This is a genomic window from Amycolatopsis thermophila (genome assembly GCF_030814215.1).
Lineage (GTDB): Bacteria > Actinomycetota > Actinomycetes > Mycobacteriales > Pseudonocardiaceae > Amycolatopsis_E > Amycolatopsis_E thermophila.
Map to the genome: position 1 here is coordinate 2,616,040 of NZ_JAUSUT010000001.1, position 26,504 is coordinate 2,642,543.

A 26,504-nucleotide genomic window follows, 5' to 3' on the forward strand; every position below is an offset into this window, starting at 1 on the left:
CGAACCATCACCAGAGGTCTTCGGACTGGTTCACGTTAACCTTATGCGGTAAAGTTTTAACCTGAAAGGACTGCATGAGTTGAAGGTGTTTCTCAGTTGGTCTGGCGACTACAGTCGTGATGTCGCAGGTGCCTTTGGTGAGTTCTTACGGTTTCTGATCGATGAAGTTGATCCTTTCGTGTCGACCAATATGGACCCGGGCACGCGTTGGTTAGACAAGTTGTCGACAGAATTAGAATTGACCAATTTTGGCATCGTGTTTGTAACGCGTGAGAATCAGCAAAAGCCGTGGTTGAATTTTGAGGCGGGAGCGTTAGCGAAGAGCGTTGAACATGGCCGGGTCATCCCTATTGCGATCGACTTAAAGACCACTGATATAGATCCTCCTCTTGGGCAGTTTCAAGTTCAGGCACTTGATGAAGAGTCGGTGCGTCGCGTAGTCGAGCAGCTGAATTCGGCTGCCGACCGGCCGTTGAAATCCGACATATTGAACGCAAAGTTCGATAAATGGTGGCCGGACTTTAATTCACGACTGGATGCCATAGGGGCGAATATTGGGAAGAGTACCGTCTCTGCTCCCGTTCGCGATGACCGCGACATCCTCGAAGAAGTGCTCGCCACCGTACGTGAGATAGCTCGCTCGACCAGGAGTAAGGAGTCGGATCTGGTTTGGGGGGATCTGGCGTCGCGCCCTTCTTTCGAAGATTTCCTGAGGGCAAGACGGTCCCCCTCATCTTCAAAGCTCTCGCCTAATGCTCTCGAAACCATTCTGCGCCTGGACGCCACGTCGCGTCCTCTTTCGTCGGACATGGTTTCGCACCTAGTCGGTGCTTTCAAGATTAAAGAGCACGGAGATGGCGCACTCACTCTATACTACAAAGATTCCCCTCATGCTAAGGAAAGAGAGTTGATTGACATAATATCCAAGGCGATGAAGGTTAGGATCAACGTGGTTGTGGGAGAGGGTGGGGACGATTAACTCCGGGGAATTATCGATCAGCGCTTGTACTTGATCTGGCGCGCGGCCCGTGTGCGGCGCATCGACATTCTTGTCGCGGCGGCCCGCTGCGGCCTGTGGAACCTCCAGAGGCAATCAAGGGCGCAGGTCTCAATCACCGAAGATGGTGGCTCCGCCGCACGCACGGCTAGGCCGCGGTCGTCTCAGTTATCGTCTCAGTCTTCAGGGGCCAGCAAGGGCCGCGATAGGACGTGTGGTTTCCTGAACTGGGCGTTTGCCTGACAGGTACCGACATGCATCTCGTACCCCACAGCTTGTAAACAGCGGGTCTGCGGCGGCTGCTCGTCGCGCCCGACAAGCGGCGAGGGGGACGGTTGGGCGGCCGACCGGTGCTCACTTCGGGTCTCAGTCACCTGCGGTCGCCAAGGTTCTCGAACGTTCATCGAATGGCCTGACCAGCGGTTTCAGGTCGGAAGTACCTTGCTGAACCGATTACCTGAGACCTGAAAAGCGGAAGGTCGCCGGTTCGACCCCGGCCCTGGCCACCTTCCGAAGAGCCGCTCCGATGCAGGTCGGGCGGTTTTTTCATGCCCGCGGTCTGCAGTGGTGCTGTCCGGCGGTGATCTACTCAGCTTGTGACGGACAGGTACCCGGAGCTACGCGTCGATCGGGATGTGAGGGTCGTCCAGGGCGATCACTATCACCGGGCTCGGTTGCGTGGTTGGTTGGATGGCTATGACGGGCCGCAAGCGGTCTACCGGCTTGAGCTGCTTACCCGCCAGGGGACGTACGGAGGTCCCTATACGGCGACCGGCCCGGACATGTTCGAGGCGTTGGTGCGACTGCGGCGTCAGTTGGAAGCGGAAGGGCTCAGCATCGCGGTCCAAGGCTCCCGGCGTGACACCTACCCCAGCGGGATGGCGCGCGACATGGGGGGCGGGGAGCGGGTGTATGTCCTACGTCCGGGACAGGCAGCCCGCGGTGACGACCTCGTGGACACCTTCGCCGAAGCGTCGCTCGACCAGTTGGCGACAGTCGAGGAACAGCGCACCTTCTGGGAAGCATGGCTCAAGGACACGGACGAGGCGTAAGCATGGTCTTGTTGCCAGCCTTTCCGGAATCGAGTAGTCGCCGGCCGGAGCGGCGCGTTTACGCGCCGCCTTGATGAACCAGGTGAAGCGGGGCGATCCAGGGTCAACCCGTGCCGGATCCCGGGCGCTGGTCCCGACAAGGCCAAGGAACGGGGAATCGCGACACCGGGCCAGGCGGCGGAGCCGGTTGAGGCGACCATTCCTCGGAGGGCGGCCGTGCTGCTCTCAGCCGATGTGGAACGAGGCGATCACCCCGAGCCCGCTCAGCACACCGACGAGCGTCAGTGCCGCGCAGGCGACGACGGCGGACAGCACCCACGCGCGGCGCCTGTGCGCCGCGACCAGGGTGAGACCGAGCGCCCCCCAGAGCAGGCCCTCGATCAGGAACCACGGCTCGTTCAGCAGCAGGTCCTGCAGATCCGCGGCCCCCCGGTCGAAGGAGGACCAGAAGGACGCCTGCAGTTCGGTCGGGTGCACGCCGGTCACGCTGAGCACCCGGAGCGTTCCGTCGACCAACGCGTGCATGCAGCACCCGACAGCCGCGATCCAGCTGACCGCCGGAAGAGCCCGCCGGAGCGCGGCCACCCGGACCGCGACCAGTGGCAGCACCGCGGCGACGAGGATGATCGCGGCCCCGGCCGCGTTGACGGCGCGGAACCGCTCTCCGGAGACCGGCTCGCCGATCATGCCGAGCGTTCCCCCGACCGCGTAGTAGGCGCGGTAAGCCGCGTACGCGAACGCCCACACGGCCAGCGCGACAGCGATGCGCCGGGCCTGCCTCGTGTCCGAGGGCGGGGCGAAACCGCGTGGCATCGTGGCTGCTGTCCCCATCTCGTCAGCTTCCCGCACCCGCCCTGAGGGTCCCCTGAGGACGGAGTCCCACGATCAGGTGGCCCTCGTCCTCGCGGTGGGGCTCGTTGTGGTTCGCTCGATCACTCCGGCCGCGAGTGTCGAGAACGCGGCCCCGGCTCCGTCTCAGGGCTACGAGCGGCCACGAGGGCCGCGCGACACGGGAGGTAATCATGACGCTCCAGCGGATGGACAACGTCGGCATCGTGGTCGGGGACCTGCAGGCTGCCGTCGCGTTCTTCGTCGAACTGGGCCTGGAACTCGAGGGCGAAGCGCACGTCGAGGGGCCGTCGGTGGACAGCCTCGTCGCCCTCGACGGTGTCCGGTGCGACATGGCCGTGGTGCGGACCCCGGACGGCCACGGACGGCTCGAGCTGATGAAGTTCCACACGCCGCCGGCCACCGCGGCGGAGCCGAACGCGCCCGTCAACGCCTTCGGCATCCGCCGAATCATGTTCGCCGTCGAGGACATCGAGGACACCCTCGCCCGGCTGCGCGGTCACGGCGCCGAACCCATCGGTGAGCTGGTGCAGTACGAGGACAGCCACCGGCTTTGCTACGTCCGCGGACCTGAGGGCATCATCGTCGCCCTCGCCGAGAAGCTCGGCTGAGGAACGCGGGACCGCGCCGCCGAGCGCAGCCGCACGTTTCTGGCACCGGCCAGACCCCGAGGAGAGCGCCAGTTACGCGGGCAGGTCCTCCACGGTGGGGGCGATGGTGCCGAACAGGTCGCCGATCGTGGTCAGCGCCGCGGCGTGGAGCGTGGCGGCCGGGACGGGGGTGCCGTCGGGCGCGGGCAGGTTCCGGGTGGCCGTGGCTTCCGCGACGACCGTCGGCCGGTAGCCGAGGTTGAACGCGCCTTGTGCGGTGAACGTGATGCACATGTGGGTCATGAATCCGGCCAGCACGAGGTCGGTACCGGCGCCCAGCTCGCGCAGGACCTTGTCCAGCTCGGTGTCGTGGAAGGCGTTCGGGAACCGTTTGACCACAACGGTTTCCCCGTCGACGGGCGCGACCTGCGGGCTGATCGCGCCGATGTCGGCGCGGATGTCGTACAGGCTCCCGGGCCCGCCGTCGTTGACGACGTGGACGACCGGCGTCCCGGCGCGGCGTGCGGCGGCGAGCAGGCGGGCCCCGGCGGCGAGCGCGGCTTCGGCGCCCTCGAGGGCCATCACCCCGGTGCGGTAGGTGTTCTGGAAGTCGATCAGCACGACGGTGGCGTCGGCCAGCCGGGGCAACCGGTTGTCGAGGCCGAGGGCGTCGCGCAGGGTCGGGGAAACGGGCATGGCGAAGTCCTTCTCGGTAGGGGAAGTCCGGCACGGCGGCGCCGGGCCGGAAGTTCAGACCGTGGTGCGGAAACGGCGCCGGTAGGCCGCCGGGGTGGTGCCGATCTGCTTGCGCAGCGACCGGTGCAGTGTCTCGACCGAGCCGAGCCCGCAGGCTGCGGCGACTTCGTCCAGCGGCTCGTCGGTGCTCTCCAGCAGGCGACGGGCCGCCTCCACCCGGGCGGCCTCGACGTACGCGGCCGGTGTGATTCCGGTTTCGCGGCGGAACACGCGGGCGAAATGCCGCTCGCTCAAGCACATCCGCGCCGCCAGCGCCGTCGTCGACAGGTCGCCGTCCAGGTGGTCGGCGATGAACATCCGCAGCTCGTCGATGTCCCGGCGCGCGGCCGGGGGACGGCTCAACGGGACCGAGAACTGGCTCTGCCCGCCCTGGCGCTTGAGGTACATGACCAGCTGCCGCGCCACCGCGAGGGCGACCTCCTCGCCCAGGTCCTCGGCCACCAGTGCCAGCGAAAGGTCCATGCAGGCGCTGATCCCGGCGCCGGTCCAGACCTTCCCGCACCGCACGAAGATCGGGTCGGGGTCCACCCGCACCGCCGGGTGCTCTGCCGCCAGCTGGGCGGCGGTCGACCAGTGGGTGGTGGCGGTCTTGCCGTCCAGCAGCCCCGCCGCGGCCAGCAGGTGCGCGCCCACGCACACGGAGGCGACCCGGCGGGCCAGCGGCGCGGTTTCGGTCAGCCAGGCCACCACGTCCCGGTCGATCCGGGCGACGGGCCGGTCCCGGTGCAGGTCCACCGCGCCGGGCACCAAGAGCGTGTCCAGCGAGCCGGTCACCTCGGCGAAGGTGACGTCCGGCGCCAGCCGCACCCCCGCCGCGGTCCGGACCTCGCCCGGCGCCGGCCCGGCGAGCTGCACGCGGTAGCCCGCCGCGCCCCTGGTCGCCCGGTTGGCGAGCATGAACACCTCCGCCGGACCGGTCACGTCGAGGAGGTCGACGTCGGGGAACACCGCGATCACGACGCGGCGGGTGGTTGCCATGGACCCATCGTCACCGAGGTGGGCCGTGGCGGCAATGACCAGGTTCTGTCACATCCGGACACGGCCCGAGCGCGTGAAGGCGAAAATCCTGTGACCTGCCTCACTTGTTCCGCACATTGATCACTGCTAACGTGCTTGCTTGGCGGAGTGGATATCGAGCAGATCACTCAGGTTCTCGCCTCCTTCGAGGGCACTCGCATCGCGGAAGCCGGCGGGGATGTCTTCGCCTTGTACGACCCTCGTGGCGATCTTCCGCCGGAGCGGCAGATGCCCTGGGCCACCATCGTCACGCACGACGGGCCCTACGATTCGGCGTCCGAACTGGACCGTGATGGCGTCTTCCGGCTCAACATCGGCCTCCCGCGGGATCGGTTCACCGAACTCGTCGACCGCGATCGCGACCACGACGTCACCGCCCTCGACGTCCTGCTTCCGCATCCGGTGTACGGCAAGCAGCACTGGGTCTGCGTGCTCAACCCGGACCGCACCTGGCCGACCGCGCGGGCACTCCTCGACGAGGCCCACGCGTTCGCCGTGCGGAAGTTCACCAACGCGGACCGCCGGCGTCGCTAGGCTCCCTCCGTGAACGCACGGCGCCGGCGGGTCGCGGCCCAGCTCCTGGACCGCCCGGGAAACCTCACGCTCATCGACGCCGTGCGGCACCTCGTCGCCGTGCAGGCCCAGGACCCCGCCGCCTTCCCGCTCGCGCTGCGCGCCCGGGTCCCCGGCCTGACCGCCGCCGCACTCGACGAAGCCCGCCACGACCGGGAGCTCGTGCGCTGCTGGGGCCCGCGCGGCACCCTGCACCTCATCGCGCGCGACGACCTCGCGTGGCTCTACCCCCTCGTCAAGCCGTCCCCGGCGAACCCGCTGCGCCGGTTGCGGCAACTCGGCGTCGATGCGCCCGATCCGACGACGGCGGCCAGGGCGCTCGCCGGGCAGGGCCCGCTCACCAAGGCCGAACTCGGTGAGCGGGTCGGCGCGCAGGGGCAGGCGATCGTCCACCTGGCGATGCTCGCCGCCGCCGCGGGGCTCGTCGTGCTCGGCCCGGAACGCCGCGGCAAGCCCACCTACGTCCACGCCGGCGACTGGCTGGGCGCGCCCCTGCCGACCGAGCCCGGCGACGCGGCGCTCGGGCGGCTCGTCGAGCGGTACCGGGCCGCGCACGAGCCGGCCGAGCCGGACGACTTCGCCGCCTGGTCGGGATTGCCGGTGAGCCGGGTGAAACCACTGTGGCGCGAGTCCAGATCGGACGGACGTGCGGCCGAACCGGTGGTGCGCCTGATCCCCGCCTTCGACGAGTACCTGCTCGGCTGGCGCGACCGCGACCACGCCGTCGCCCCGGAACACCGCAAGATCGTCCACCCCGGCGGCGGCATCATCAAGCCGGCCGTTCTCGTCGACGGGCGGGTCGCGGGCACCTGGACCCGCACCGGGGACGGCATCGACGTGCAGCCCTTCGAACCCCTGCCCGATCTCACCGCGGAAATCGAGGACCTGTGCGCGTTCCGCGGAAGGTGAGTCGATCACTCACGACCGTGGGGTTGGATCTCGCAGTGACCGCCCGCTGCACAGCGAACCTCGCCTTCCGGTCGCCGGTCGTGGTCAGCCGCGCAGGTGTACCGCGAGGTCCGTCCGGCCCGTAGCGAGATCGCCGCGTAGTACCAGGTTCTCGTCGTAGTCGCCGCGGTTCTGGTACCGGAACGGGATGGGCTCCGCCGTCTCCAGCGTGCGCAGCCGGTCCCGCAGCCCGTCCGCCGCGGCGGCGAAACCGGCGTCGTCGAGCCGGTCCGCGCTCAGCACGGCGTAGGGTGGCAGCGGCGCGATCCCGGTGTACCAGAACGTGCCGTGGTGCAAGGGGAAGAGCAGGTCGTCCAGTCCACCGTGGACTCCGCGGGGCCCGATGCTCGATTCGCGGGCACCGATCGTCGTCACCACCATGCCCCGTTTGCCGGTCAGTTTCCCGTCGCCGTAGCGCAGCACCGTGCCGTCCTCCGCGGCGATGCCGTAGCCGAGGCCCTTGACGAGGACGCGGTCGAACCAGCCCTTGAGGATCGCCGGCATCCCGTACCACCACATCGGGAACTGCAGCACGATCGCGTCCGCCCACGCCAGCTTCTCCTGCTCGGCCCGGATGTCCGCGGACAGCCGCCCGGTCTCGTACGCCTCCTGCGAAGCGGACGCCACGAGCAACCGCTCGCCGGGCTCGCGGTCGAAGTCGTCGTGGCCGACGACCGGGTTCCACTTCATCGCGTACAGGTCCGACACCCGGTACGAGTGGCCGGACTCCTCGAGCGCGCGCAGCCCCTCGTCGCGCAGGGCGGCGTTGAGCGAACGTCCCTCCGGGTGGGCGAAGATCCACAAAACGTTCATGAGCCCAGGTTCCACCTCGCGGCGTGAGCCGACGAGTGGCCCGATGGTCAGTATGTGTCAGGATCGGGCCATGACGGTTTTCGCCGACGACGGACGACACCGGGTCGCCCTGCTGGTCCGCGCCGGGCTGCTGCCGATCGAGGTGGGCATCGTGCACCGCCTGTTCGGGCAGGCCAGGGCCGGCGAGCGCCCGCTCTACGAGGTCGTCACCTGCACGCTCGAACCCGGCGCGGTGCGCACCGACGCCGATTTCACGGTCAACGTCGAGCACGGCCTGGAGGCCCTGGCCGCGGCCGACACGATCATCGTCTCCTCCTCCGACGAGGACTACGGCCCGCAACCCGGCGGCCCGCTGCAGGGCCCGCTCGCCGACGCCTTCGCCGCGATCGAGCCCGGCACCCGCGTCGCCTCCATCTGCAGCGGCGCGTTCGTGCTCGCCGCCGCGGGGCTGCTCGACGGCCGCCCGGCCACGACGCACTGGCAGTCCGCGGACGACCTGCAGACGCTCTACCCGCGGGTGCGGGTAGACCCGAACGTCCTCTACACCGAGTCCGGGCACGTCCTGACCTCGGCGGGTGTCGCGTCCGGCATCGACCTGTGCCTGCACATGATCCGCCGCGACCACGGCGCCGCGGTGGCCAACGAGGTCGCGCGCGGCACCATCGTCGCCCCGCACCGCGAAGGCGGCCAGGCCCAGTACATCCCGCGGCCGGTGCCCCAGCCCACGGTGTCCTCGACCGGCGCGGCCCGCGCGTGGGCGCAGGAGAACCTGCACCGCCCGCTGACGTTGCGTCAGCTCGCCGCGCGCGAGTCGATGAGCGTGCGCACCTTCACCCGCCGCTTCCGCGAGGAGGTCGGGATCTCACCCGGCCAGTGGCTCACGCAGCAGCGCATCGAGCGCGCCCGGCAGCTGCTCGAGGAGACCGACCTGCCGATCGACCGGGTCGCCGAGGACGCGGGCTTCGGCAGCGCCGGATCGCTGCGCCAGCACCTGCAGGCCGCGCTCGGCGTCTCACCCAGCGGCTACCGCTACACCTTCCGCGGCAGCCGGGATCACGGCCACAGCTCGCCGGCCGCGGACGGTTTGCCCAGGTAGTACCCCTGGGCCTGGTCGCAGCCGAGCCGCTTGAGGATCTCCAGCTGCTCCGCGTTCTCCACGCCCTCCGCGACGACGGTCAGGTGCACGGCGTGAGCCATCGCGATGATGCTGGTGACGATCACCTCGGCGTCGCCGGCCTCGCCCAGCCGGGTGATGAACGACCGGTCGATCTTCAACGTGTCGAGGGTCAGCCGCTGTAACTGGGCGAGGGACGAGTAGCCCGTGCCGAAGTCGTCGATCGCCAGGCACACGCCGATGTCACGCAGTGCGGCCAGGGTCTTGCTGGTGACCGTCGAATCGCGCATCAGCGCGCTCTCGGTGATCTCCAGGCACAGCGCGTCGGCGGGCAGGCCGGTCACGGCCAGCGCCTCCTCGACGGCCAGGACCAGCGTCGGGTCGTCCAGCTGCCGGGTCGACAGGTTGATCTTCAACCCGACGTCGGCGCCCGCCGCGCGGCGCGTCGCCACCTCGCGGGTGGTCTCCCGGAGGATGTGCGAGCCGAGCAGGTTGATCAGGTCGCTCTCCTCGGCCAGCGGGATGAACTCCGCCGGTGCGATCGGCCCGTGCACGGGGTGCGTCCAGCGCAGCAGCGCCTCGACCGCGACCATCTTGTCCGTGCGCAGGTCGACCACCGGCTGGTAGGCCGCCCACAGGCGGCCGTGCCGGACCGCGTCGCGCAGGTCCTGCTCCAGCCGCAGCCGCCGCTGCATCCGCATCCGCAGCTCGACGTCGAAGAACTCGTAGCGGCCGCGGCCCAGCGTCTTCGCGTGGTACATCGCCACGTCCGCGTCGCGCAGCAGCTCGTCGGCGTCGCGCTGGTCACCGGGTCCGGTCAGCACGATCCCGATGCTCGCGTCGACGTGCAGGCGCCGCCCGTCGACCGAGATCGGGGTGGTCAGTGCGTCGCGGATGTGGTTGGTCAGGGCCTGGACGCCGGACTCGTCGTGCACGCCGAACGCGATCACGACGAACTCGTCGCCGCCGAGCCTGCCCACCACGTCCCCGGCGCGGACGGCGTGCCGCAGCCGCTCACCGGCGATCTGCAGCACCCGGTCGCCGACCGTGTGGCCCAGCGAGTCGTTGATGACCTTGAACTTGTCCAGGTCGATGAACAGGACCGCGGTGGCGCCGTAGCCGGCTTCGTGCAGGGCCGAGTTCAGCTTCTGCAGCACCAGCGTGCGGTTGGCCAGCCCGGTCAGCGGGTCGTGGGTGGCGTCGTGGGCGAGCCGCTCGCCGATCGCCTTGCGCTCGGTGATGTCGGTGAACGACAGCACGAACGCCGACGAGGGCATGTCCTCCGGGTTCATCGCCCGGCACGACACCGACAGCCACACGATCCGGCCGTCGGCGCGTTTGGTCCGCATCACCCGGCCCTGCTGCGGCTCGCCACCGCCGCGCAGCTGCGCCGACGGGTACTCCGACGGGTCGAGCCTGCGGCCGTCCTCGTCGTAGAGCGGCCAGGTGTCCGGGGGTGTCCCGAGCATCTCCGCCTCGCTGATGCCGAGGATGTGCTCGGCCGCCGGGTTGGCCGACACCACCCGGCCGTTCGGGCCGATCACCAGGACACCCTCGTCGAGGGCCGCGACGACCGTGCTGAACTGGCGTTCCGCGCGGCGGCGGGCGGTCTCGTCCGCGCACACCAGCACGTACCCGCCGTCCATCTCGGCCGCCGACACCCGCACCGCCAGGGCCGACCCGTCGGCCGCGCGGTGCGTCGCCTGCGCCACCCCGCCGCGGGCGAGCACCTCGCCCGGGTCGAGCGGCGCGCCGACGAGTTCGCCGACCGCGCGGCCCAGCGCCTCCGCGGCGGAACGGCCGTAGATGGCCTCGGCGGCGGGGTTCCAGCTGGTCACGCGGCCGCGGCCGTCGGTGGCGATGATCGCGTCGCTGACGTGCTGGACGAGCGCGGCCTGGTAGCGCAGCGCGGCTTCGGCGGCCTTCTGCGCACTGACGTCGCGCATGATCACCTGGAACGCGGGCTTGCCCTCCCAGGTGGTGCGCACCGACACCGACTCGACGGTGACCCGCCCGCCGTCCAGCCTGGTCAGGGTCGCCTCCGCGGGCTCGGACGTCGCGCCCGGTGCGCTCAGCCCGGCGATCCGGCGCAGCATCGACGGCGCCGACGGCGGGTCGACGAAGTCCGTGATCGGGCGTCCGATCAGCTCGGACGCGGTCCGGGCGCCCACGAACCGGACCGCGGCCGGGTTGGCGTAGGTCAGCACGCCGTACTGGTGCACCACGATCCCGTCCGGGCTCAGCTCGACCAGCAGGCGGTAGCGGTCGGCGAGGTCGGCCAGTTCCCGCCGGTCCTCGTGCCGGTCGGTGACGTCGGTGGCGATGCCGAGCAGCCCGCCGGCGAACGTGCGGGCGCGGAACCGGATCCACCGCGCGTCGCCGGCCGGGGTCGCGTACGGCTGCTCGAGCTCCAGGTCCTGCCACACCGGAGCGGTGCGCGCGGCCACGATCAGCGGCTCGACCAGCTCGGCGAGGCGGGCGCGGACCTCCTCCTCGGGTGCACCGGGCAGGGCGAGCATGCGGTCCAGGCCCGGACGCCAGGACAACACCTCGTCGGCGGTACCGAACGACCAGATGACGGCGCGATCGGCCGACAGTGCCAGATCGACCACCTGTTCATGATCGACGGACAGGCCAGTCGCGCCTCCCCCGGGGCTGGCGTTTGGCTCCATCTTCCGTCCGATCCGCCGAGCATTTCTCTGCAGTCCGATTACATCATTCGGCGGCATCGCCGTGGGTCATCCGTACCAATCTCCGGTGGCAGGCCCCACTCGATTATGGCCTTTCCGCCCGCTCGACGTTCGCTTGAGACGAGTCCGTCTCCCGGGACGGATCGTAGAGGCAAGTACGAAGGAGGGGCGAGTGCGATGGACTCGCGGCAAATGGCAATCTGCGGAATCGGTGCGGTCACGGGCTACGGATGGGGGCGCGAGCACCTGTGGGACGGCCTGGTCGCCGGCAAACCCGCGGCCGGTCTGGAAGCCGGTTACGGAGCGCATCCGGATGAGCCCGGCTGGGTGGCGAAGGTGACCGACGGCGGTCACCCGATGGACGGGCCGAGCCGGTTCGCGCGGGCGATGCGGGCGGCGGCCCGCGAAGCGATCGCCGACGCGGGTGAGCGCGGCTGGCAGCCCGGCCGCCGGGTCGGGCTGCTGCACGCGGTGGTGCTCGGCGAGGTCGACCTGTGGCGGCAGTTCTACCTCGAACGCGGCGGCGACGTGCGACCCCGCGAGTACCTGGGCCTGATGCCCTCCACCCCGATGTCCACGTTCATGCAGGAGTACGGGTTCCACGGCCCGGCGATGAACGTGTCGGCCATGTGCGCGTCCGGCAACGCGGGGCTGCTCACCGCGAAGGGGTGGCTGGACGCCGGGGTGGTGGACGACGTGGTGTTCGTCGCGACGGACATCTCCGCGACACCGGAGAACGTGCGGCACTTCGTGCGGCTCGGGGTCGCGGTCACCGACACCGAGCCGCTCGAGGCGTGCCGTCCCTTCCAGCGCGGCAGCCGCGGGTTCCTGATGGGCGAGGCGTCGGTGGCGTTCGTGCTGTCCCGCAACGCCACCCGGCCCTACGCGCTCGCCCTGGGCGGCGCGATGTCGCACGACGGGTACCACGTGACCTCGGTGGACCCGGACCTCGAACAGGTCCGCGGCTGCTTCCGGGACGCGCTGGCCAACGCCGGGGTGCCCGCGGGGGCGGTGCGCTACCTCAACGCGCACGGGCCGGGGACCAGGCAGTGCGACACCGCGGAGGCGACGATCCTGGAGCAGGAGTTCGGGCCGGAGACCGGGGTGTACTCGGTCAAGCCGCTCGTCGGGCACTGCCAGGGCGCGGCGTCGGCGGTCGAGGTGTCGGTCGCGGCGCTCGGCTACGACCGCGGATACGTCCCGGCGCCGCCCGCGGTGGCTCCGGCGCACCCGCAGCTGCTCACCGGCCGGGTGCCGGTCGGTGACGGCCTGACGGTCAAGTCGTCGCTCGGCATGGGCGGCCACAACTCGGTGGTCGTGCTCGCCCCGCCCGCCTGATCGCGGCTTCCGCCCCGCGGCTTCCGTCCGGGTTGCCGCGGGGCGGAAGGCAGGGTTGTGCCGGCTGGTGCCCTGTCCGAAGATCGGGGCATGACTGTGCGCACGACACCGCCGTTCCGCGCCGATCACGTGGGCAGCCTGCTGCGACCCGGCGAACTGCACCGGGCGCGGGAGGACTTCGCGAAGGGCACCATCGGCGCCGACGACCTGAAGGCCGTGGAGGACCGGTGCATCCGCGACGTCGTCGCGATGCAGCGGGAGGTCGGGCTGCGCTCGGCCACCGACGGCGAGTTCCGCCGGGCCTCCTGGCACATGGACTTCATCTACCAGCTCGACGGCATTGCCCGCAGCGACGAGAAGCTGCACGTCAAGTTCCACAACGCGGCCGGGGACATCGAGTTCAGCCCGGCCGGCCTGAAGGTCGACGGCAAGGTCGGCCTGAGCGGCACGATCTTCGGCGACCACTTCACGTTCCTGAAGTCCATTGTGGACTCCAGTCAGACGCCGAAGCAGACCATCCCCTCGCCCAGCATGATCTACTACCGCGGCGGGCGGCGGGCCGTCTCCGAGCGGGTCTACCCGGACCTGGAGGACTTCTACACCGACCTCGCCGCGGCCTACGCCAAGGAGATCGCGGGCATGGCCGAGCTGGGGTGCACCTACCTGCAGCTCGACGACACCAGCCTGGCCTACCTCAACGACCCCGAGCAGCGCCGGCTGGTCGCCGAGATGGGCGGCGACCCGGACAAGCAGCACGTCCGCAACATCAAGACGATGAACGCGGCGCTGGCGGGGCGTCCCGAGGGCCTCACCGTCACCACCCACCTGTGCCGCGGGAACTTCCGCTCCTCGTGGGTCGCCTCCGGCGGGTACGACTTCGTCGCCGACGCGCTGTTCAACGAGCTGAACGTGGACGGCTACTTCCTCGAGTTCGACGACGAGCGCTCCGGCGGGTTCGAGCCGCTGCGGTTCGTGCCGAAGGGCAAGTACGTCGTGCTCGGCCTGGTCACCACCAAGCGCGGCGAGCTGGAGTCGGTCGACTCGCTGCGGCGGCGCATCGACGAGGCCGCCCGGTACGTCGACCTCGACCAGCTGTGCCTGTCCGGGCAGTGCGGGTTCTCCTCCACCGAGGAGGGCAACGACCTCACACCGGACGAGCAGAAGGCGAAGCTGGAGCGCATCGTCGAAACCGCCGCGCTGGTGTGGGGCGATTAGCCTGAGCTGATGCGGCACACTTCGGCGCAGGCGCCCTCCGTCGTCGACCGCGTGCTGGACGTGCTGGCCGCGTTCACCCCGGACCGGCCGGCGCTGACGCTGTCCGAGCTGAGCCGCCGCACCGGGCTGCCGCTGTCGACCACGCACCGGATCGTCGGCGAGCTGTCCCGGCGCGGCGCGCTGGAGCGTCAGGAGGACGGGCAGTACCGGGTCGGGCTGTGGCTGTGGGAGGTCGCGTCGCTGTCGCCGCGCGGCATGGTCCTGCGGGACGCCGCGATGCCGTTCCTGGAGGACCTGTACGAGGCCACGCACGAGAACGTCCAGCTCGCGGTGCTCGACGTGCCGGACGTGGTGTACGTGGAGCGGATCTCCGGGCGCAACGCGGTGAGCATCGTGTCCCGGCCCGGCGGACGGCTGGCCGCGCACGCCACCGGGGTCGGGCTGGTGCTGCTGGCCTTCGCCCCGGCGGAGGTGCAGGAGCAGGTGCTGGCCGCGCCGCTGCGCCGGTACACCCCGAAGACGGTCACCGTGGCCGAAGAGCTGCGCCGCGTGCTGGCCGACGTGCGGCGCGACGGGTACGTGATCAGCGACCGGCAGGTGGAGATGGTGTCGGCCTCGGTGGCGGCGCCGGTCTACGGGGCCGACGACGCGGTGGTCGCCGCCATCTCGATCGTCATCCCCGCCACGGGCCCCGATCCGCGGTCGATGGTGCCCGCGGTGCGCGCCGCCGCACGGGGCATCTCCCGGACGCTGGGCGCACCCAGGGCGCTCCGCCAGCCGAGCTGAGCCGCGGCGACGGTCAGGTCGTGGTGCGGGCCGTCGCGCCGGCGAGCAGTCGCCGGGTCCGCTCCGGCGCCCACTCCGGCAACTCACCGAGCACGTCGGCCAGCGACTCCGCCGCCAGGCTCCGCCGCCAGGCTGCGTGAGCCGCGTCCATCTTCGCCGCCAGCAGGCACCGGTCGCGGCAGTCCTCGGGCGGCAGCGCGCCCCGGCCCTGCTGCCGGATCTCCCGGCACTCGTACGGCGCGGAGGCCCCGTCGACCGCTTCGACGATCTCCAGCAGCGTGATTTCCGCCGCCGGACGGGCGAGCCGGAAGCCGCCGCGCGGGCCCGTCGTCGCGGTCAGCACACCGGCCCGCACCAGCGCCTTCAGCTGTTTGGCGAGGTAGGGAGCGGGGAGGTCGAAGTACTCCGCGAGCTGCGCCGTCGAGGCGGTGGCCCCCGGCTCGAGCTGCGCCAGCGTGGTGGCGCAGTGCAGGACCCATTCGGTGCTCGAAGGCAGCTTCACACGGACCAGTGTATCTGCGATATTATGGACCTACGTTATCCACAATAGGAGGAAGTCATGCGGATCGCAGTCGTGGGCGCCACGGGCAACATCGGACGGCTCGCCGTCGCCGGGCTGGAGCGGGACGGGCACGACGTCGTGCGCGTGAGCCGGTCGCTGGGCGTCGACCTGCAGAGCGGTGCGGGCCTGGACGAAGCCCTGCGGGACGTCGAGGTCGTGATCGATGCGATGAGCGCCCCGGTCATGAGCAGGGACGAGACGGTGGCCTACTTCGGGACCGCGACGCGGAACCTCCTGGCCGCCGAGGAGCGGGCCGGGGTGCGCCACCACGTCCTGCTGTCGATCCTCGGCGTTGACCGGGTGGAGGGCAACGCGCACTACGCGGGCAAGCGCGAGCAGGAACGCCTGGTCGCCGAGGCGCCGGTGCCGTGGTCGATCGTCCGCGCCGCGCAGTTCCACGACTTCGCCGAGATGGTCGCGGGCTGGGGCGAGAGCGACGGGGTCGTGTCGATCGCGCCGCTGCTGGTGCAGCCGGTCGCGCCGGCGGACGTGGCGGCTGTGCTCGACGAGGTCGCCGTCGGCGCGCCGATCCGCGGCCGCCTCGACCTCGCCGGCCCGGAGCCGCAGGACCTGGTGGACATGGCGCGCCGCAGCTACGCGGCGCGCGGCCGCTCGGCGAAGTTCGTGCCGACCTGGTCGGGGCTGTTCGGCACGGACATGGCGGGGGACGTGATGCTCCCCGGCGACGGAGCTCGCCTCGCGCCGACCACGTTCGACGAGTGGCTGGCCGAGCAGCGGCACTGAGCTTCCAGTGGATGGGCTTCCACTGGATGGGAGGAGTGCTGGCCCGCGGCCCGGGCCGCCCGCATGCTGGGTGCCGGAACGGCGAGGTTTGGAGGTTCGCGTGACGCGCACACAGGTCGGGATCATCGGTGCCGGGCCGGCGGGGCTGCTGCTGTCGTATCTGCTGCACGCCGAGGGTGTCGACGCCGTGGTCCTGGAGTCGCGCAGCCGCGAGTACGTCGAGAAGCGGGTGCGCGCGGGCGTCTGCGAACACCCCACGGTGGAGCTGCTGCGCGAAATCGGTGTCGGCACCCGGATGGACGCCGAAGGCCTGCCGCACGAAGGGTTTTCGCTGCGGTTCGACGGCCAGGACCACCGGATCGCGCTGACCGAGCTGACCGGCAAGTCGATCACGGTGTACGGCCAGCAGGAGATCGTGAAGGACCTGATCGCCGCGCACGAGGCCAAGGGGTACCCGATCCACTTCGAGGTCTCCGACGTCGCACTGCACGACCTCGACACGGACAGCCCGCGCGTCACCTACCGGGACGCGGACGGGGTGGCGCGGACGCTGGAGTGCGACGTGATCGCCGGCTGCGACGGATTCCACGGCGTCAGCCGCCCGGCCATCCCCGCGGGCGCGATCACGACCTTCGACCGCGAATACCCGTTCGCGTGGCTGGGTGTCCTCGCGCGGACACCGCCCTCGCACGAGGAGCTGATCTACACCCACCACGAGCGCGGGTTCGCCTTGCACAGCATGCGGTCGCCGGAGATCACGCGCCTGTACCTGCAGGTGCCGACCGACGAGAAGATCGAGGACTGGTCGGACGACCGCATCTGGTCCGAACTGGAAGTCCGCCTGACCACGAGCGCGCGGGACTTCGTGCTGCGCGAGGGGCCGATCCTGGACAAGGGCATCACGACGATGCGCAGCTTCGTCACCGAACCCATGCAGTACGGGCGGCTCTTCCTCGCCGGCGACGCGGCGCACATCGTCCCGCCGACCGGGGCCAAGGGCATGAACCTGGCGGTCGCCGACGTGCGCGTGCTCTCCCGAGCGCTGGTGGAACTGGTGCAGCACAAGCGATCCGAGCTGGCTGAGTCTTATTCGGACACCTGCCTGCGGCGGGTCTGGCGGGCCGAGCACTTCTCCTGGTACATGACCACGATGCTGCACGTGGACCCCGCGGCGGACGCCTTCGCCCGGCGGCTGCAGCTGTCCCAGCTCCGGTACACGGCGTCCTCCCGGGCCGCGGCGACCAGCATCGCGGAGAACTACGTGGGGTTGCCGTTCGCCTGAAGCGGAATCGTCAACCTCAGGTTGACACCGGCGAGATCGTCAACCTAGGGTTGACGTATGACCGGTTCCGTGAAACTCGACGACCTGATCGAGGCCGTCAAACGCCAGCACCCCGACGCCGACCCCCTGCAGCACCTCGCCGACGCGGTCCTGCTCGGCGAGCACCTCGGTGACCTCGCCGATCACCTCATCGGCCATTTCGTCGACCAGGCACGGCGAAGTGGCGCGTCCTGGACGGAAATCGGGACCAGCATGGGGGTTTCGAAGCAGGCCGCGCAGAAACGGTTCGTGCCCAAGGAGTCCGCCGGCCCCGACCTGCAGGCGTTCAGCCGCTTCACCGATCGTGCCCGCCGCGCGATCGCCAACGCCGAGAAGGTCGCGCGGGCCACCGGCGGCCAGCAGATCGAGACCGGGCACATCCTGATCGGCGTGGTCGGCGAGCGGGAGGGCCTCGCCGCGAAGGCGCTGGAGAAGCTCGGTGCCGGCCCGGAGGCGGTGGGCGAGCGGGTCCACGCCGTCCTGCCGCCGCCCGGGGAAACGGTGCTGGAGCACATCCCGTTCAGCCCGCGCGGCCGCAAGGCGATCGAGCTGACCGTGCGGGAAGCGTTGCGGCTGGGGCACAACTACGTCGGCACCGAGCACATCCTGCTCGGCCTGCTCGACCAGGCCGAGGGGCCGGCCTACGACGTGCTCACCGAGCTCGGCATCACCAAGGACGCCGTCGAAGGGGAGATCCGCGCGATGCTGCGGACCATGTTCCCGGACGCGTGACGGGCGCCGGCGCGGACGCCCGTCACGCCGGCGATCAGGGCCGGCCGCCTCCCCGCCACCACCCTCAACGGAGCCGCTGCGCGTCCGGCTATGACTCGACCTCGGGGCGGCCGTCCTCGGCCCAGCGGGTGTGGAACGAGCCCTCCCGGTCGACCCGGCGGTAGGTGTGCGCGCCGAAGAAGTCGCGCTGCCCCTGCACCAGGGCGGCCGGGAGCCGCTCGGCGCGCAGGCCGTCGTAGTAGGCCAGCGCGGTCGAGAAGCCCGGCGTCGGGATGCCCAGCCGCACCGCGGTGGAGATCACCGAACGCCACGAGTCCTGCGCGTCCTCGACGGCCTTGCGGAAGTCGCCCGCGGTGAGCAGCGTCGGCAGACCCGGCTCGGCCGCGTAGGCGGCGCGGATGTCGTCGAGGAACTTCGCCCGGATGATGCAGCCGCCGCGCCAGATCGCCGCCAGCGCACCGAGGTCGATGTCCCAGCCGTACTCGGCGCCACCGGCCTGGATCTGGTTGAAGCCCTGGGCGTAGGCGACGATCTTCGACGCGTACAGGGCGCGCTCGACGTCGTCGGCGAAGGTCTCCGCCGCCGCGCCGGTCAGCGGGGCGCGCGACGGGCCGGGCAGGCCGCGGCTGGCCTTGCGCAGGTTCGCGCTGCCGGACAGCGACCGCGCGAACACCGCCTCGGCGATACCGCTGATCGGCACGCCGAGGTCGAGGCCGATCTGCACGGTCCAGCGGCCGGTGCCCTTCTGCTCGGCCTGGTCGGCGACGACGTCCACGAACGGCCTGCCGGTCGCCGCGTCCACGTGCGCCAGCACCTCGGCCGTGATCTCGATCAGGTACGAGTCGAGCCGCCCGGTGTTCCAGGTGCGGAAGACGTCCGCGATCTGCGCCGGCTCGTAGCCCAGCGCGCCGCGCAGCAGGTCGAAGGACTCCGCGATCAGCTGCATGTCGGAGTACTCGATGCCGTTGTGCACCATCTTCACGAAGTGCCCGGCGCCGTCGGGGCCGATGTGGGTGCAGCACGGGTCGCCGTCGACCTTCGCCGAGATGCTCTCGAACAGCGGCCCGAGCGACTCGTAGGACTCCGGCGACCCGCCGGGCATGATGCTCGGCCCGTGCAGGGCGCCCTCCTCGCCGCCGGAGACGCCGGTGCCGACGAAGTGCAGCCCGCGCTCGCGCAGGGCCGCCTCGCGGCGGCGGGTGTCGGCGAAGTGCGCGTTGCCGGCGTCGACGATCACATCGCCCTCTTCGAGCAGCGGCGCGAACTCCTCGATCACCGCGTCGGTCGGCGCGCCGGCCTTGACCATGATCACCAGCTGGCGCGGCCGCTCGAGCGCGTCCACGAACTCCTGCGCGGAGTAGGTGGGGATGAACTCGCCCTCGTCGCCGAACTGCTCCACCAGTTCGCGGGTGCGCTGTTCCGAGCGGTTGTGCAGGGCGACGGTGTGCCCGTGCCGCGCCAGGTTGCGCGCCAGGTTCCGGCCCATGACCGCCAGACCCGTGACGCCGATGCTCGCCTTCTTGCTCATGCGCAGCCTTCCCTCTCGAAGCTCTCTCCGCACCCTAGCGCGGAGCCGCGTTCCCCCAGGTGAACCCGTGGGTGACTAGCGTTCAACCGACTTTCCTGCCATGCTTCATGCGGTCACTGCCGCGCTACGGTGCGGCATGGAGTACGGTCGTGGGTTCCACTACCGGGGGACGAGCGGGACGAGGTGCCGTGGAGCGGGTGAGGGCGCGGAAATAGGCAATGGCAAGCACCGTTACTTCCCGTCGCAAGCAACTCGGCAACGAGCTCCGGCACGCCCGGCTCGCCGCCAAGATGACCCAGCAGCAGGTCGCCGACGTCCTCGGCTGCACTCAGGGCAAGGTCAACAAGATCGAGTCCGGTGCGGTCGGCGTCAAGCTCGGCGACGTGCGCACGATGCTCGAGGCGTTCGGCGTCAACGGCGACGAGTCGGAGGCGCTGATGAGCCTGGCGCGGGCGTCCGCAGGCCAGCGCGGCGCCTGGTCGGGTTACCGGTCGGTGGTCCCGCACTGGTTCCGCACCTTCACCGACCTCGAGCCGGCGGCCGTCGAGATCATGACGTGGCACGGCGAGCGCATCCCCGGGCCGCTGCAGTCCGAGCACTACATGCTCAAGCAGTTCACCGAGTTCGGCGCCACCGACGTCACCTCGCTGGTGCGCAACAGGCTGGACCGCAAGGCGGTGTTCGACCAGCCGCAGCCGCCCTACTACCGGTTCATCATCAGCGAGGCCGCGCTGCACCGCGCGCCGGGCGGGCGCGCGCCGGCGGTGATGCTGGACCAGATCGAGCACCTGCTGGAGCTGGACCGCCGGCAGCGCGTGTACATCCACGTGCTGCCCTTCGGCGCCCGGCTGGCCGCGGTGCCCAACGACTTCACGATCATGCGCTTCCCCGACCGGACCCGGGACTTCGTCTACATCGAACACTCGGCGGGCGGGATCTACCTGGACGACCAGAAGGACTTCCAGCTGTTCGTCGACGCGTGGGACCGCCTGCGCGGCGCGGCCATGGAACGGCAGGACACGCGGCAGTTCCTCAAGGAGATGGCCGAGAAGTACCGGGTCGCCATGGGTGCCTAGGGCGCACACCGCCAACGCCGCGGTTCCCGCGGCGGTCGACCGCCTGCCTACGACGCGGTGGACTACCGCGGCCCCAACGTCGTCGAACGACGGTTCAACCTGCCCAAACAATGGCGCGGCCTGGGCACTCGCTACGACACGTTGGGCATCGTCGACCGCTCAGCGGTGCCTGCATGCCCTGATCACCTGGACAAACGCTTTGTCAGACACGCTTTCGGCTTCGCCGGGCTGGAGGAGGCCCGTCGCCGGTGACGCGGCGGTTCGTGGCGCCCCGTGCAGCGCTCAGCCGCGCGGCCGCGGCAGGGCGAGTTCCGCGCTGTGGCGCCACGCGTGCCAGTGCCGCCGGAAGGAGCGCGGCAGCAGTGTCCACCTGGGACGGACCGGGGGTTCCGGCGTGTGTTCGGCGCGCTCGGGTGCGGTCGGCCCGGTCAGGATGCGGACGGTCATCGGTGTCCACCTTCCAGTAGCGGCCGCGGGTTCCGGCACACGCCGGCCTTCGCGAGGCAGTACTCGCACGGCATGCCCGCGCCCGGGGCCAGCCACTCGATCTCGGGCAGCGTGAGCCGGGCGCCGCAACGGGCGGTCATCGCGCCGCGCAGCACGGCGCCGGGTTCGAGCGGGAACAGGTGCGCGCACCGGCGGGACTCCGGGACGCGGCCGCGAACAGCGCGACCGATGACGGTGAACGGCTCCGGCCAGTCCTCGCGCAGGTACCAGACGGCCGACGCGTCGCGGTCGGCGGCGAGCCACTCGAGCATCCGGGACAGCGCCTCCGCGGGGCTCGCCGCGCGGGCCGCCTCGTCCCGGCCGTTGACCTTGCCGACGACCATGAACGGGGCGGGGCTGCGCGCCGGCGCGGGCCGTTCCGCGACTTGTCCTCCGAGCACCGTTCCAACCCCCAGTACGTGCACCGCTGCGGGAACCGGGCCGTGTGATCGACCCGACCGGCAGGAATAATCCTAGTCCTGGAATAATCCCGGTGTCGAGTGATCAACACTTGCATCACCCGACTGGACCCGCTGGGTTCCAACGAACGGACCAGGACCCGGTGCGCATCGCAGATGGCGACCGGGACCGACTGCACGGAGGTAGGGACTGATGCCGGAACACCCGCGGCCGGTTGATTACGACCCGCACACGGCGGTGCGGCTGTTCGACGAGTCGAAGTGGCAGAAGTCCTTCGCCAGCGAGCCCAACGGCGGCAACTGCGTCGAGGTGAACTTCGCCGCGTCCGGGCTCGTCGGCGTCCGGGACACCAAGCTGGTCGGCAGCCCGGTCTTCGTCTTCGACGCCGGAGAGTGGGCCGCCTTCCTCGAGGGCGCCAAGGCGGGGCAGTTCGACCTGCCGGCCTGAAAACCCGATTATCGGAACTCGTGTGTTATTGACCACAACGTGGGGCCGGTGCGCTTCCGGGACGCCGGACGACCCGGAAGCGCACCGGCTCAGTTCTGGGACCGGCCGGGGAACCCGCCCTGACCAGCGCGGGGAACGCCGCCCTGCGGGGACGAACCGTCGGTGATCGAGGTCGCGGTGGCGGTGTCGCCCGAGACCTTCGCCAGGACCGTCACCGACGAACCCGCGGCCGGGTTGCCGGCCTTCTCGGTCGACGAGTCGATCACGTAGCTCTGGGTGTAGCCGTCCCTGCTCCGGACCGTGATCGAGTTCGCGCTCACCGCGGTGGCCTCGCCGCTCTGGAAGCGCTCGACCGCGTAGCCGCCGTCGGCCGAAACGGTGAAGTCGCCGTGCAGCGCCTCGCGCAGGATCGACGCCGTGCCGCCCACGCCCCCCAGCTGGCCCGTGCGGCCGCCGCCCGGGAATCCGCCGGCCTGCTGGTCGGTCCCGGACGAGGTGCCCAGGTAGATCGCCACCCCGCCGACGGCGGCGATGACCACCGCGACGGCCGCTGCGATCGCGGTCTTCGTGCCGGACCACTTCGGCGCGGGCGGCTGCGGGTCCCCCCAAGCGGCGGCAGGTGCCTCGGTGGTCGTCGGCTCCGTGCTCATCGTGTCCCTTTCGCGTAGGCCGGCGCAGGGGCCACCCCTGCCACCCCACAGGTTCGGCACCCAGCCTGTGCGCGGGCTGTGAGCGAGGTGGGCTGACGCTGTGCGGCCCGCCGTTCACAGGAAACGCACAGCCGGGGCACAGGGTGGACCCACCGGAGCGGCCGAAGGTGGGACCATGACCAGCGTGAACGCCGCGATGTCCGGCTCCGGCAAGGCCGACCTCAAGCACCCCGACGGGTCGGCGGTGCGCGTCCTCGTCGTGGACGACGAGGAGACCCTGGCGGAGCTGGTGTCGATGGCGCTGCGCATGGAGGGGTGGGAGACCCGCAGCGCCGGCACCGGCACCGAGGCGGTGCGCGTGGCCCGCGACTTCCGCCCGGACGCGGTGGTGCTCGACGTCATGCTGCCCGACTTCAGCGGCCTGGAGGTGCTGAGCAAACTGCGTGCCGAGAGGCCGCACCTGCCGGTCCTGTTCCTGACCGCGCGCGACGCGGTCGAGGACCGCATCGCCGGTCTCACCGCCGGCGGCGACGACTACGTGACCAAGCCGTTCAGCCTGGAGGAGGTCGTCCTCCGGCTGCGTGCGCTGCTCCGCCGGTCGCGGGTGGTGTCGGCGCACGAGGGTTCGACGCTGATGGTCGGTGACCTGTCGCTGGACGAGGACAGCCGCGAGGTGTTCCGCGGCGGCGACCCCATTTCGCTGACCGCCACCGAGTTCGAGCTGCTGCGCTTCCTGATGCGCAACCCGAAGCGGGTGCTGTCCAAGGCCCAGATCCTGGACCGGGTGTGGAGCTACGACTTCGGCGGGCAGGCCAACATCGTGGAGCTCTACATTTCCTACCTGCGGAAGAAGATCGACGCGGGCAGGGAGCCCATGATCCACACGATGCGTGGCGCGGGTTATGTCCTCAAGCCCGCAGGCTGAGCACGCCCGCCCGCGGCGGCTCCTGCCCTCGTCCCTGCGCGGCAAGCTGATCGCGCAGGTCATCGCGCTGCTCGCGCTCGTGTGCCTGGTCGTCGGCCTGGTCACCGAGATCGCGCTGCGCAGTTTCCTCTACCACCAGCTCGACGACCGGCTGGCCGCGGCGAGCGAACGCGGCACCCGCCAGCCCCCGCCGGGCGCGTGGAACGGCTCGCCGTACCAGCCGCCGCCGGACTCGCTGCGCGTACCCGGCCAGGGCATCGGCACGCTGGCCGTCGCCGTCTTCCCGGACGGCACGACGCGGGCGGGCGTGCTGCGCGGCGGCGCCGGTCCCTCGGAGAACAACCCGTTCCCCAGCGACCCGGTGCCCGGCGAAGACCTTCCGACGCTCCTCGCGCTGCCGGCCGACGGCAAGCGGCGCAGCGTCGACCTCGGCGCGCTGGGCGACTACCGGGTCGTCTCGGTGCGCACCCACGACGGGACGCTGCTGATCACCGGTCTGCCGCTCGCCGAGGTCGACGAGACGCTGCTGCGGCTCGGGATCATCTTCGGCGGCGTCGCGCTCGGCGGCCTGCTCCTCGCGGGCGGCGCCGCGGCGGTCACGATCCGCCGGACCATGCGACCCCTGGACCGGCTGGCCGGCACCGCGTCGAAGGTGTCCCAGCTGCAACTCGACCGCGGCGAGGTCGCGCTGTCGATCCGGGTGCCGCCGCGGGACACCGACACGCGCACCGAGGTCGGCAAGGTCGGCGCGGCGTTCAACCAGATGCTCGGGCACGTCGGCGCGGCCCTGAACGCGCGGCAGGCCAGCGAGAGCCGCGTGCGGCAGTTCGTCGCCGACGCCAGCCACGAGCTGCGCACCCCGCTCGCGGCCATCCGCGGCTACGCCGAGCTGGCCCGGCGCAGCGGGGACAGCGGCGACAGCGTGCCGCCGGACATCGCGTTCGCGATGGGACGCGTCGAGTCCGAGTCGGCCCGCATGACCACGCTGGTCGAGGACCTGCTGCTGCTCGCGCGCCTGGACTCCGGACGGCACCGGGTCTACGAGCCGGTCGACTTCTCCCGGATCGTCGCGGACGCCGTGTCCGACGCGCACGTCGCGGGCCGCGACCACCGGTGGCTGCTCGACGTCCCGGCCGAGCCGATCACCGTCGTCGGCGACGCCGACCAGCTGCACCAGGTCGTGCTCAACCTGCTCAACAACGCCCGCACGCACACCCCGCCGGCCACCGAGGTCGCCACCCAGCTGTCCACTGAGGACGGCGAAGTGGTGCTGCGCGTGACCGACAACGGCCCCGGCATCGCCCCGGAGGTCCTGCCGACCGTGTTCGAGCGGTTCGCCCGCGGCGACACGTCGCGGTCCCGCGCGGCGGGCAGCACCGGTCTCGGACTGGCGATCGTGGCCGCCGTCGTCGCCGCCCACCGCGGCCGCGTCGATGTGGAAAGCAGGCCGGGGCACACCCGGTTCACGGTGCGTTTTCCCAGCTGACCCGATCGGGGAGCGTTCACAGGTTCCGCACAGCTGAGCCACAAGACCGGCACAACGCGGCGGGCCAGCGTGGACACCATGACGACCTCCGCCGACGCCTCTCCCGCACCTCGGCCGGCCGGCTCCCCGCGACGAAGGACGTCCCCGGTCCTCGACGTCGTCGTCCCCGTGCACAACGAGGAGACCGACCTCGCGCCCTGCGTGCGCCGCCTGCACGCCTACCTGACCGACGCGCTGCCCTACCCGTTCCGCATCACCGTCGCCGACAACGCCAGCACGGACCGCACCCTCGCCATCGCCGAGGGCCTGGCCGCCGAGTTGCCCGGGGTCGAGGTGCGGCACCTGGAGGACAAGGGCCGCGGCCGAGCGCTCAACGCGGCCTGGTCGGCCTCCGACGCGCAGGTCCTGGCCTACCTGGACGTCGACCTGTCCACCGACCTCGCCGCGCTGTTCCCGCTGGTCGCGCCGTTGATCTCCGGGCACTCCGACCTGGCGATCGGGTCCCGGCTCGCCCGCGGCGCCCGTGTCGTGCGCGGCCCGAAGCGGGAGTTGATCTCACGGTGCTACAACCTGATCCTGCGCGGCGCGCTGGCCGCGCGGTTCACCGACGCGCAGTGCGGGTTCAAGGCCATCCGCGCCGACGTGGCGCGCCGGTTGCTGCCGCTGGTCGAGGACACCGGCTGGTTCTTCGACACCGAACTGCTGGTGCTCGCGCAGCGGTCCGGCCTGCGCATCCACGAGGTGCCGGTCGACTGGGTCGACGACCCGAACTCGTCGGTCGACATCGTGGCGACCGCGACCGCCGACCTGAAGGGGGTCGCCCGCATGATCCGCGGTTTCGCGCGCGGCACGCTGCCGGTCAGCCAGATCCGGGCCCAGCTGGGGAGGCATCCGATCGAGGTCACCGAACCCGGCGTCCCGCCGAAGCTCGCCAGGCAGCTGGTGCGGTTCGCCGCGATCGGCGTCGGCAGCACTCTCGCCTACCTGGTGCTCTACGTCCTGCTGCGCACCGGCGTCGGCGCCCAGGCGGCGAACCTGATCGCGTTGCTGGTCACCGCGATCGCCAACACCGCCGCCAACCGGCGGTTCACGTTCGGCGTGCGCGGGTCCGAGAGCGCCGGGCGGCACCAGTTCGAGGGGCTGATCGTGTTCGGCCTCGGGCTCGCCCTGACCAGCGGATCGCTCGCGCTGCTGCACGCCGGGGGCGAACCCGGGCGGTTCGCCGAGCTGGCGGTGCTCGTCCTGGCCAACCTGGCCGCGACCGTCCTGCGGTTCCTGCTGTTCCGCAACTGGGTCTTCCGGAAGAACCGATAGACATCCCAGGGAGCTGACGTGTCAAGCGGCGAGGTTCTCGGCGTGGTGCGACCAGGCGGTCGTCTCGTTGTCGAG

The 26,504-nt window shown here is 70.8% G+C and carries 28 protein-coding genes and 1 tRNA gene; 19 read left to right on the forward strand and 10 right to left on the reverse strand.

The window, feature by feature from the left end; genetic code table 11:
* Nucleotides 1-85: 85 nt before the first annotated feature.
* The 3 genes from FB470_RS13050 (at nucleotide 86) to FB470_RS13060 (ending at nucleotide 2,049) form a co-directional block, all read left to right on the forward strand.
* On the forward strand, nucleotides 86-979 hold the full coding sequence (locus FB470_RS13050) for a TIR domain-containing protein (protein WP_306999231.1): 894 nt from the start codon (nucleotides 86-88) through the stop codon (nucleotides 977-979).
* A gap of 427 nt (nucleotides 980-1,406) precedes the next feature.
* A tRNA-OTHER gene (locus FB470_RS13055) sits at nucleotides 1,407-1,503 on the forward strand.
* 90 nt (nucleotides 1,504-1,593) lie between these two features.
* Complete coding sequence (locus tag FB470_RS13060) at nucleotides 1,594-2,049, forward strand: hypothetical protein (RefSeq protein ID WP_306991445.1); 456 nt, start codon at nucleotides 1,594-1,596, stop codon at nucleotides 2,047-2,049.
* Nucleotides 2,050-2,274: 225 nt separating this feature from the next.
* Here the strand turns inward: FB470_RS13060 and FB470_RS13065 are convergent, their stop codons facing one another.
* Entirely contained in the window at nucleotides 2,275-2,880 is a 606-nt protein-coding gene (locus FB470_RS13065) for a hypothetical protein (RefSeq protein WP_306991446.1), read from the reverse strand.
* Between the two features lie 191 nt (nucleotides 2,881-3,071).
* Here FB470_RS13065 and FB470_RS13070 point away from each other — a divergent pair, with 191 nt between their 5' ends.
* Complete coding sequence (locus FB470_RS13070; protein WP_306991448.1) at nucleotides 3,072-3,509, forward strand: VOC family protein; 438 nt, start codon at nucleotides 3,072-3,074, stop codon at nucleotides 3,507-3,509.
* A gap of 72 nt (nucleotides 3,510-3,581) precedes the next feature.
* Here FB470_RS13070 and FB470_RS13075 read toward each other — a convergent pair whose 3' ends face one another.
* On the reverse strand, nucleotides 3,582-4,184 hold the full coding sequence (locus tag FB470_RS13075) for an isochorismatase family protein (RefSeq protein WP_306991449.1): 603 nt from the start codon (nucleotides 4,182-4,184) through the stop codon (nucleotides 3,582-3,584).
* Between the two features lie 54 nt (nucleotides 4,185-4,238).
* Nucleotides 4,239-5,222 carry a GlxA family transcriptional regulator gene (locus tag FB470_RS13080; RefSeq protein ID WP_306991450.1) on the reverse strand — a complete coding sequence of 328 codons (984 nt, stop codon included), beginning with the start codon at nucleotides 5,220-5,222 and terminating at the stop codon, nucleotides 4,239-4,241.
* 147 nt (nucleotides 5,223-5,369) lie between these two features.
* On the opposite strand from FB470_RS13080, the gene FB470_RS13085 reads away from it, so the two are divergent.
* Together FB470_RS13085 and FB470_RS13090 are read left to right on the forward strand one after the other, a co-directional pair.
* Nucleotides 5,370-5,795 carry a DUF6194 family protein gene (locus tag FB470_RS13085; RefSeq protein WP_306991453.1) on the forward strand — a complete coding sequence of 142 codons (426 nt, stop codon included), beginning with the start codon at nucleotides 5,370-5,372 and terminating at the stop codon, nucleotides 5,793-5,795.
* A 9-nt stretch (nucleotides 5,796-5,804) separates the two neighbouring features.
* Nucleotides 5,805-6,743: a winged helix DNA-binding domain-containing protein gene (locus FB470_RS13090; protein ID WP_306991455.1), complete on the forward strand. Its 939-nt coding sequence runs from the start codon at nucleotides 5,805-5,807 to the stop codon at nucleotides 6,741-6,743.
* A gap of 84 nt (nucleotides 6,744-6,827) precedes the next feature.
* Here the strand turns inward: FB470_RS13090 and FB470_RS13095 are convergent, their stop codons facing one another.
* Entirely contained in the window at nucleotides 6,828-7,595 is a 768-nt protein-coding gene (locus tag FB470_RS13095; protein WP_306991456.1) for an NAD(P)H-dependent oxidoreductase, read from the reverse strand.
* 70 nt (nucleotides 7,596-7,665) lie between these two features.
* On the opposite strand from FB470_RS13095, the gene FB470_RS13100 reads away from it, so the two are divergent.
* Nucleotides 7,666-8,691 carry a GlxA family transcriptional regulator gene (locus FB470_RS13100; RefSeq protein WP_370876463.1) on the forward strand — a complete coding sequence of 342 codons (1,026 nt, stop codon included), beginning with the start codon at nucleotides 7,666-7,668 and terminating at the stop codon, nucleotides 8,689-8,691.
* Here FB470_RS13100 and FB470_RS13105 read toward each other — a convergent pair.
* Nucleotides 8,649-11,381, reverse strand: coding sequence for a sensor domain-containing protein (locus tag FB470_RS13105; RefSeq protein ID WP_306991460.1), 2,733 nt, complete (start codon nucleotides 11,379-11,381; stop codon nucleotides 8,649-8,651). The genes FB470_RS13100 and FB470_RS13105 overlap by 43 nt on opposite strands.
* Nucleotides 11,382-11,591: 210 nt before the next feature.
* Between FB470_RS13105 and FB470_RS13110 the strand changes: the two genes are divergently transcribed.
* The 3 genes from FB470_RS13110 (at nucleotide 11,592) to FB470_RS13120 (ending at nucleotide 14,738) form a co-directional block, all read left to right on the forward strand.
* On the forward strand, nucleotides 11,592-12,737 hold the full coding sequence (locus FB470_RS13110) for a beta-ketoacyl synthase N-terminal-like domain-containing protein (protein ID WP_306991462.1): 1,146 nt from the start codon (nucleotides 11,592-11,594) through the stop codon (nucleotides 12,735-12,737).
* A 90-nt stretch (nucleotides 12,738-12,827) separates the two neighbouring features.
* Complete coding sequence (locus FB470_RS13115; protein WP_306991464.1) at nucleotides 12,828-13,952, forward strand: 5-methyltetrahydropteroyltriglutamate--homocysteine S-methyltransferase; 1,125 nt, start codon at nucleotides 12,828-12,830, stop codon at nucleotides 13,950-13,952.
* A 9-nt stretch (nucleotides 13,953-13,961) separates the two neighbouring features.
* A complete protein-coding gene (locus FB470_RS13120; protein ID WP_306991466.1) occupies nucleotides 13,962-14,738 on the forward strand; it encodes an IclR family transcriptional regulator in 777 nt (258 codons plus the stop codon).
* 13 nt (nucleotides 14,739-14,751) lie between these two features.
* On the opposite strand, the gene FB470_RS13125 is transcribed toward FB470_RS13120, so the two are convergent.
* Nucleotides 14,752-15,240: an RrF2 family transcriptional regulator gene (locus FB470_RS13125; protein WP_306991467.1), complete on the reverse strand. Its 489-nt coding sequence runs from the start codon at nucleotides 15,238-15,240 to the stop codon at nucleotides 14,752-14,754.
* A 57-nt stretch (nucleotides 15,241-15,297) separates the two neighbouring features.
* Between FB470_RS13125 and FB470_RS13130 the strand changes: the two genes are divergently transcribed.
* The 3 genes from FB470_RS13130 (at nucleotide 15,298) to FB470_RS13140 (ending at nucleotide 18,097) form a co-directional block, all read left to right on the forward strand.
* Nucleotides 15,298-16,044, forward strand: coding sequence for an SDR family oxidoreductase (locus tag FB470_RS13130; RefSeq protein ID WP_306991469.1), 747 nt, complete (start codon nucleotides 15,298-15,300; stop codon nucleotides 16,042-16,044).
* Nucleotides 16,045-16,144: 100 nt separating this feature from the next.
* Entirely contained in the window at nucleotides 16,145-17,326 is a 1,182-nt protein-coding gene (gene pobA, locus FB470_RS13135) for a 4-hydroxybenzoate 3-monooxygenase (protein WP_306991470.1), read from the forward strand.
* Between the two features lie 57 nt (nucleotides 17,327-17,383).
* The gene (locus FB470_RS13140) at nucleotides 17,384-18,097 is read left to right on the forward strand and encodes a Clp protease N-terminal domain-containing protein (RefSeq protein ID WP_306991471.1); all 714 of its coding nucleotides are present in this window, start codon (nucleotides 17,384-17,386) and stop codon (nucleotides 18,095-18,097) included.
* Between the two features lie 88 nt (nucleotides 18,098-18,185).
* Here the strand turns inward: FB470_RS13140 and gndA are convergent, their stop codons facing one another.
* A complete protein-coding gene (gene gndA / locus FB470_RS13145) occupies nucleotides 18,186-19,625 on the reverse strand; it encodes an NADP-dependent phosphogluconate dehydrogenase (RefSeq protein ID WP_306991473.1) in 1,440 nt (479 codons plus the stop codon).
* A 218-nt stretch (nucleotides 19,626-19,843) separates the two neighbouring features.
* Between gndA and FB470_RS13150 the strand changes: the two genes are divergently transcribed.
* Both FB470_RS13150 and FB470_RS35750 read left to right on the forward strand, forming a co-directional pair.
* The gene (locus tag FB470_RS13150; protein WP_306991474.1) at nucleotides 19,844-20,701 is read left to right on the forward strand and encodes a helix-turn-helix domain-containing protein; all 858 of its coding nucleotides are present in this window, start codon (nucleotides 19,844-19,846) and stop codon (nucleotides 20,699-20,701) included.
* A gap of 57 nt (nucleotides 20,702-20,758) precedes the next feature.
* Nucleotides 20,759-20,953, forward strand: a complete 195-nt coding sequence (locus tag FB470_RS35750) for a hypothetical protein (protein WP_370876464.1) — start codon at nucleotides 20,759-20,761, stop codon at nucleotides 20,951-20,953.
* Between the two features lie 30 nt (nucleotides 20,954-20,983).
* On the opposite strand, the gene FB470_RS13160 is transcribed toward FB470_RS35750, so the two are convergent.
* Nucleotides 20,984-21,148, reverse strand: coding sequence for a hypothetical protein (locus FB470_RS13160; protein WP_306991476.1), 165 nt, complete (start codon nucleotides 21,146-21,148; stop codon nucleotides 20,984-20,986).
* On the reverse strand, nucleotides 21,145-21,588 hold the full coding sequence (locus FB470_RS13165; RefSeq protein ID WP_306991478.1) for a hypothetical protein: 444 nt from the start codon (nucleotides 21,586-21,588) through the stop codon (nucleotides 21,145-21,147). Before FB470_RS13165 ends, FB470_RS13160 begins: the two co-directional genes overlap by 4 nt.
* 211 nt (nucleotides 21,589-21,799) lie before the next feature.
* Between FB470_RS13165 and FB470_RS13170 the strand changes: the two genes are divergently transcribed.
* Nucleotides 21,800-22,054 (forward strand): DUF397 domain-containing protein, encoded by a 255-nt coding sequence (locus tag FB470_RS13170; RefSeq protein ID WP_306991480.1) that lies wholly within the window; start codon nucleotides 21,800-21,802, stop codon nucleotides 22,052-22,054.
* 89 nt (nucleotides 22,055-22,143) lie between these two features.
* On the opposite strand, the gene FB470_RS13175 is transcribed toward FB470_RS13170, so the two are convergent.
* Nucleotides 22,144-22,704: a hypothetical protein gene (locus tag FB470_RS13175; RefSeq protein ID WP_306991482.1), complete on the reverse strand. Its 561-nt coding sequence runs from the start codon at nucleotides 22,702-22,704 to the stop codon at nucleotides 22,144-22,146.
* Nucleotides 22,705-22,879: 175 nt separating this feature from the next.
* Between FB470_RS13175 and FB470_RS13180 the strand changes: the two genes are divergently transcribed.
* The 3 genes from FB470_RS13180 (at nucleotide 22,880) to FB470_RS13190 (ending at nucleotide 26,429) form a co-directional block, all read left to right on the forward strand.
* Nucleotides 22,880-23,629 (forward strand): response regulator transcription factor, encoded by a 750-nt coding sequence (locus FB470_RS13180; protein ID WP_306991484.1) that lies wholly within the window; start codon nucleotides 22,880-22,882, stop codon nucleotides 23,627-23,629.
* Nucleotides 23,607-25,115: a HAMP domain-containing sensor histidine kinase gene (locus FB470_RS13185; RefSeq protein WP_306991487.1), complete on the forward strand. Its 1,509-nt coding sequence runs from the start codon at nucleotides 23,607-23,609 to the stop codon at nucleotides 25,113-25,115. Before FB470_RS13180 ends, FB470_RS13185 begins: the two co-directional genes overlap by 23 nt.
* Before the next feature lie 78 nt (nucleotides 25,116-25,193).
* Nucleotides 25,194-26,429 carry a bifunctional glycosyltransferase family 2/GtrA family protein gene (locus FB470_RS13190; protein WP_306991488.1) on the forward strand — a complete coding sequence of 412 codons (1,236 nt, stop codon included), beginning with the start codon at nucleotides 25,194-25,196 and terminating at the stop codon, nucleotides 26,427-26,429.
* The last annotated feature ends 75 nt before the right edge of the window (nucleotides 26,430-26,504 follow it).